Annotated in this window: 5 protein-coding genes; 4 read left to right on the forward strand and 1 reads right to left on the reverse strand. The window is 73.7% G+C overall.

The annotated features are described in order from the left end of the window. Positions 1 to 35: 35 nt before the first annotated feature. Positions 36 to 221, reverse strand: a complete 186-nt coding sequence (locus AB0P35_RS19085; RefSeq protein ID WP_030269373.1) for a DUF1508 domain-containing protein — start codon at positions 219 to 221, stop codon at positions 36 to 38. Positions 222 to 697: 476 nt separating this feature from the next. Here AB0P35_RS19085 and AB0P35_RS19090 point away from each other — a divergent pair, with 476 nt between their 5' ends. The 4 genes from AB0P35_RS19090 to AB0P35_RS19105 all read left to right on the forward strand — a co-directional run. Further along, on the forward strand, positions 698 to 2,329 hold the full coding sequence (locus AB0P35_RS19090) for a helix-turn-helix domain-containing protein (protein ID WP_363511964.1): 1,632 nt from the start codon (positions 698 to 700) through the stop codon (positions 2,327 to 2,329). Positions 2,330 to 2,716: 387 nt separating this feature from the next. Continuing rightward, on the forward strand, positions 2,717 to 4,042 hold the full coding sequence (locus AB0P35_RS19095; RefSeq protein ID WP_363511966.1) for a diaminopimelate decarboxylase: 1,326 nt from the start codon (positions 2,717 to 2,719) through the stop codon (positions 4,040 to 4,042). 81 nt (positions 4,043 to 4,123) lie between these two features. Next, complete coding sequence (locus tag AB0P35_RS19100; RefSeq protein ID WP_363511968.1) at positions 4,124 to 4,363, forward strand: hypothetical protein; 240 nt, start codon at positions 4,124 to 4,126, stop codon at positions 4,361 to 4,363. Between the two features lie 609 nt (positions 4,364 to 4,972). Then, positions 4,973 to 6,216 (forward strand): M35 family metallo-endopeptidase (locus AB0P35_RS19105; protein ID WP_363511970.1); only part of this gene is annotated, 1,244 nt, incomplete at its 3' end.

Here is a 6,216-nt window from a genome sequence, read left to right on the forward strand (position 1 = left end):
ACGGCCGGCCCGCGCGCCGTACGGCCGGGTCGGCGCTACGAGCCGGCGGCCTCCAGCACCTGTGCGTACGGTGCCAGCTTGCGCAGCGACTCGATGCTCTTCAGGCACTGCTCCCGCGACTCCTCGGGGTCGCCGGTGACGACGACCGAGCCGTTGCTGGCCTTCAGGCGGAAGCGGTGGTTGCCCGACTCGTCGACGTACAGCTCGAACTTGCCTGCCATGTCCGTGTTCACCTCTCGATCGGGGCCCCCCTCTCCGGGCACCGTAGGAGCAAGGCCCTTGCGTCGCACGCCGGCTGAGGCGTTCGGGTGGGCGCCGGACGGGTGCGTCGACCGGTCGCCTTGGTCATCGGAACAGCCATGTGAGGAATTGCGCCCACCCCCCACCGAGCTGGGCCGACCGGCGGCAGCTTCTCCGCCTCCCTCGGTTACCGCCTCTGGTCGGCGCGGCGACCGCGGCCGGCGTCCCGCTTGCTCTCGGCCGCCGGGCCCCCCGGGGGACCGCCCTGCCGTCCAGGTCTTCGTCCCGGGACCGGTGGCCGCCCTCGCGGGCTGCGTCTACCTCTCTGTATGTACGTGACGCCGAGAGGCACCCGGGGCGGTGTGATGCGGTACTAGGCTGACGCGAACGGGGGTGGGTCAGACATCAGTTGACGCCTGATCAGGCAGTGCAGGCGTGCCAAGGGGAGGGGCTGCCCATGTCGGAGGCGGAGCAGTGGGGCCGGCCGGAGGCGGAGCAGACGCTGGAGGGGCTGCTGGCGCTGGTGGGGGAGTTCGTCGAACTGTGCGCCGCACCGCGGGGAGTGGGCGCCGTCGTGAGCCGGGTGGTCGTGCTCGACCCGCTGGAGTCGCGGGAGGCGCCGGGCGATCTGCTCGTCGCGATCGGGGTCGATCCGCACGCCGAGGAGGCCGTCGCCGTGGTGCGCCGGGCCGGGAGCGCCGCCGCGGCGGGCGTCGTGCTCCGTCCGGCGGGGACGGCGGACCGGACCGAGGTGCTGCGGGAGGCCGCCGCCGAGGCCGGAACGGCCGTGCTCTTCCGCGGCTGGTGGACCGACTGGCCGACCGTGATCGGCATGCTGCACGCGGGTCTGTCGGTGACGAAGGAGCCGGCCGTCGCCGGGGTACCGCTCGGCGACCTGGCCGAGCTGGCCCGGGCGATCGCCTTCCAGGTCGGGGGATCCGTCACGATCGAGGACCTGGACTCCAACGTCCTCGCCCACTCGCCCACCGGCCGGGGCACCGACCTCGTCCGGATCCGGACGATCCTGGGCGGCAGGCCGCCGCAGGGACGGCGCCGCGACATGGAGAAGGCCGGTTTCTTCCGCCAGCTCTGGAAGTCGACCGACGTGCTGTACCGAACGGCCGACGGGGAGACCCCCGAGCGCTTGATCGTGCTCGTCCGGGCCGGCGACGTCCCGCTGGGCTCGATCTGGGTGGCGGCGGACGGCGAGCCCCTGGACGTGCCCGCTGCGACCCGGGCCATGCGGGCGGCGGCACGCGTGGCCGCGACCCACCTGCTGCACGACCGTGCGCGCCGCGACGGCCGGGACCAGCAACTGGTGGAGGCGGCACGGTCCCTGCTCGACGGCCGGAGTTCCGCCGAGCTGCTGGCCGACCGGACGGGGCTGCCGCTCGCGGAGCCGTGCGCGGTGCTGTCCGTCTGCGCGGGGACGGGCCGCGCCGATGCCGCCGTCCGCACCCGTCTCTCCCAACTGTCCTACCGGTACTGCACCGTGGGCGATCACCTGCCGGTCGTCGTGCGCTCGGACCGGGGCGTCCTGGTGCTGCTCGGCGGCCTCGACCAGGATCCGGCGAAGGCGCAGGCCCACGTCACCCGGCTGGGCACGTCGCTGGTGCAACCGCTGTCGGAGGAGCTGAAGCTGCGGGTGCGGATCGGCATCGGCGAGGTCCGGGAACGGCTGGACCAGGCAGCGGACTCCCGCCGGACGGCCGATCTCGCCCTGGGCGGCCTGCTGTTCGGCACCGCACCCCGCGACTGCGCACGGGTCGAGGACGTGGCCGACGCCGTCGCGCTGGCGCACTACCTGGACGCACTGCACGGCGAGAAGCCACCGGTGACCACACCGGTGGACCGGCTGGTCGAGAAGGGCGACGCCGCCCTGATGGACACGCTGCGCGCCTACCTCGACCACTCGCGGGAGAAGGCCAGGGCCGCGGACGCCCTGGGTGTCGCCCGGAGCACCTTCGCCCACCGCCTCGACCAGACCGTGGTGAAGGTCAGCGGCATCGATCTGGACGACGCCGACGCCCGCCTGCTCGCCCAGCTCCAACTGCGGCTGCTGCGCCGCCGGGCCGAGGGCGAGGCCTGACGCCCACCACCCGGCGGCAGGTTCTCGCGGCAGGGCCCTCGTCGTCCGGCGCGAGCGCGGGGAGGCCACGTCGTCTCCCCGCACGACGGCGGCCCGCCGCTTCGCCGCCCGGCACGACGGGAGCGCGCCGCCTTCGTCACCCGGCACGGCGAAGGCCCGGGCGGGGCGGCCCGTCGGCAGGCGGCACGGCCCCGGCCGCCCGCGGTCGTCGCGCCGCACCGGCCCGCGGCAGCAGGCGCCGTCGGCCGGCCGCCGACGCGGCCGAACCCCCGCACATCCGGACGGCGGGACGAAGACGCGGCCCTCTCCTGACGGGCAGTCTGGTCGCACGGCCGACGGAGCTCCCGAGGCCGTGCACCCCTGACGACCGAGCGGAGCGTGGCACCCGTGACCGATCCCCAGCCGACCGACTTCCACAGCCCCGAGCGGCGCGAGCTCGTCCTCCGCGCAGCCGTCCGGGACGGGCTCCTCGACCCCGAGAACGCGCTGCTCGCCGGGTTCGTCGACCTCGACGCCGTCGCGGCCGCCGTCGACTCGCTGCACCGCGCCTTCGAGGACGCGGGCGATGTGCTGCACACCTTCGCGGCCAAGGCCAACAGTCTCGTCCCGGTGCTGCGGCATCTGCGCGGCCTCGGGACGGGCTGCGAGGTGGCCAGCCCCGGCGAGTTCGCCCAGGCCCTCGCCGCCGGCTTCGCCCCGGAGCGCATCGTCTACGACTCCCCGGCGAAGACCCGCGCCGAACTGCGCCAGGCGCTGGAGCTCGGGGTCGCGATCAACATCGACAACTGGCAGGAGCTCGCCCGGGTCGACGAGATCCTCGCGGAGCGGGGGGCCCGGGGGACGCGTTCGCGGATCGGCATCCGCGTCAACCCGCAGGTCGGCGGCGGCTCCATCGGGGCGATGAGCACCGCCACCGCACACTCGAAGTTCGGCATCTCCCTGGCCGACGAGGGCAGCGCCGAGCGGCTCCTCGCGGCCTTCCGGGACCGGCCCTGGCTCACCTGGCTGCACTGCCACGTCGGCTCCCAGGGCTGCCCGCTGGACCTGATGGCGGAGGGCGTCGCCGCAGCCGTCGGCTTCGCCCGGAAGACCAACGGCGAACTCGGCCGCCGGCAGGTCGTCGGCCTGGACATCGGCGGCGGCCTGCCCGTCAACTTCGGCAGCGACGTGGTGAGTCCGGGCTACGGCGACTACGTGGAGCGCCTGAAGGCCCACGCCCCGGACCTGTTCACCGGCGAGTTCCGGGTGGTGACCGAGTTCGGCCGCTCGCTGCTGGCCAAGTCCGGCTTCACCGCCGCGTACGTCGAGTACACCAAGGCCTCCGGCGGGCGGCCGATCGCGCTCACCTTCGCCGGCGTGCAGGTCGCCACCCGGACGGTCTTCGCCCCCGAGTCCTGGCCGCTGCGGATCAGCGCGCACGACGCCACCGGCGGGGAGAAGCACGGCGAGCCGGTCGTGCAGGACGTCGCCGGCCCGGCCTGCTTCGCCGGCGACCTGGTCGCGAAGGCCCGGCCGCTGCCGCTGCTGGAGCCCGGCGACATCGTCGCGCTGCTGGACACCGGCGCCTACTACACCTCGACCCCGTTCGGCTACAACAGCCTGCTCGAACCGGGCGTGTACGGGGCCACCGTGGCGGCCGACGGCGCCGTGCGGTTCACCGTGCTCCGCCGGCCGCAGACCGTCGAGGACCTGCTGGCCCGGACCGGTGGATGAGCCACCGGCCGCTCCGCTCCGCAGACCTGTGCGACCCGCCGGCCGCACCGAATCCCGCATCACCGAAAGCCGAGGGCCGTCATGACTCGTTCGCATCGCCGTCCCACCCCGCCGTCCGTCCCGACACCGCCCGGCCGCAGGTTCCGCCCGGCCGACCAGGTGGTGGTGGTCGCCATCCTGGTGCTCGCCTCGGCGCTCGCCCTGTCCGGCGTCCCCACCGCCACGGTGTTGCAGCTGCTCGCCGGCGCGGGCGGCGTCGCGGCGGGGCTCGTGCAGTGGCAGCCCGCTACCCTCCGCGGTGCCCGCCGGCCGCGGCCGTAGCCTCCGCTGCGCGACCACCGCCGCGCCGGGCCGATCCGGTCGCTGTACGTCACGGGGATGGTTCCGCGGTCCACGGGTGTCCGACGGTCGGCCGGGGTGTCACGGCCGACGGGTCGGGAAGAACGGCGCGACGGGTGCGCGCCCTCCGATGCGGTGTCAGATCGAGCCCTCGGCTCCGTACTGGCGGAACGTCATCACCCGTGACGGGAGAACTCGCCCGCGGAACCGCGGATCGCCACCCGACGGCGGGCTGCGGACCACTGGGCGGCGACGCCACGCGGCCCGGCGGACGGCGTCACGCGGCCTTCCACGGCACGTAGTTGAGGGTGCAACCGCACCCGTCCGGTGGATCGTCACTGTGTGCGAGCAGGGCCGCCCGGAGGGGCTCGTGAGGGCTGTCGCCCCCGGCTGTCCGCGGTTGCACGGCCGTGGTGGCGGGCCGACGATGGTGGGGCCTGCGCAGACATCTCCACGATGGTGCAGGCATCACCACGATGGTGCCGGAGAGAACGGAGCCCGGCGCCCCAGGCGGCCCACCAGGGCCGGCGGCCCGAGCGCACCGGCGCCTGGCTGCGGACGACTCCGGCACCCGGAGGAGCAACGAGCCCCATGAAGGACTACTTCCGCGTCTCCTTGCAGGCCGAACCCCGCTATCGGCTGGGCGAGCCGATCAAGGTGACCTTCGAACTGACCAACATCAGCAGCCAGGACATCCGACTTCTCGTCTGGAACACGCCCCTTGAGGGGGACGAGGTGTTCCAGTACTTCCACGTCCGCCGCGAGGGCGTGACCATCCCCTACGACGGCCGCTTCGTCAAACGCGGCGAGCCCGAGGAGTCGTCGTACCGGCTGGTCCGCGCGGGGGAGTCGGTGACCCAGGAAGTCGACCTCACCACGGCGTACCCCATCTCCGAACCCGGCACGTACACCGTGACGCTGGACGCGGAGATCCTCGACGCCATCCCGCAGGAGCCCGGCGCGCCGGCGCTGCGGCTGCGCCTCAACCACGAGGGGTTCCAACTCGACCCGCTCTCGGCGACGTTCGAGGTGGCCGAGGACGGGGAGCCGCGGTACACCGTCGCGGAGAACGTGCGCCGCTCGCTCGGGCCGCCGCAGGCGCCGAAGACCGCCCTGGCGGCCGCCAAGATCAACGCCCTGCCGCCGACCCTCATCGGCGGGACCGCGGCACAGCAGCAGGACGTGCGGGCCGCGCACGAGAACGCCGGGGCCTTCGGGGAGGAGGCGAGGCACCAGCTGGCCTGGACGTCCGGGCCCGGCAACACCGTCTCCACCGAGTGGTTCGGCGCCTACGACGCGGCGCGGTACTCGACCGTCTCCACGCACTTCACCGACATCTGTGCGGTGATCGCCGGCCAGACGATCACCTACGACCTGACCGGAACGGGCTGCAACCCGGGCTGGTTCGCCTACACCTACAAGGGGACGCGCAAGGTCTGGCTCTGCTCCTCCTTCTGGAGCGCGGGGGCGACCGGCACGGACTCGAAGTTCGGCACGCTGGTGCACGAGTTGAGCCACGCCGTCTCCAGCACCGACGACCTCGCCTACGGGCAGGCCGGGGCACGCACCCTGGCGTCGACCAAGCCGGCGGACGCCATCCGGAACGCGGACAACCACGAGTACTTCGCGGAGGCAGTCTCCGAACTGATGGTCACGGCGCCCGTGTTGTGGAACAACGGCAAGGCGTACTTCTTCGTCGCCGGGAAGTACTACCGGTACGACGTGGCGACGGACAAGGTCGACCCCGGCTACCCGCTGCCGGTCTCCCCGAACTGGCCCGGCCTGTTCGCGGACCGGGTGGACGTCGGCGTGGTGTGGCCGAACGGCAAGCGTAC

It is taken from the genome of Kitasatospora sp. NPDC085879 (genome assembly GCF_040686255.1).
Classification (GTDB): Bacteria; Actinomycetota; Actinomycetes; order Streptomycetales; family Streptomycetaceae; genus Kitasatospora.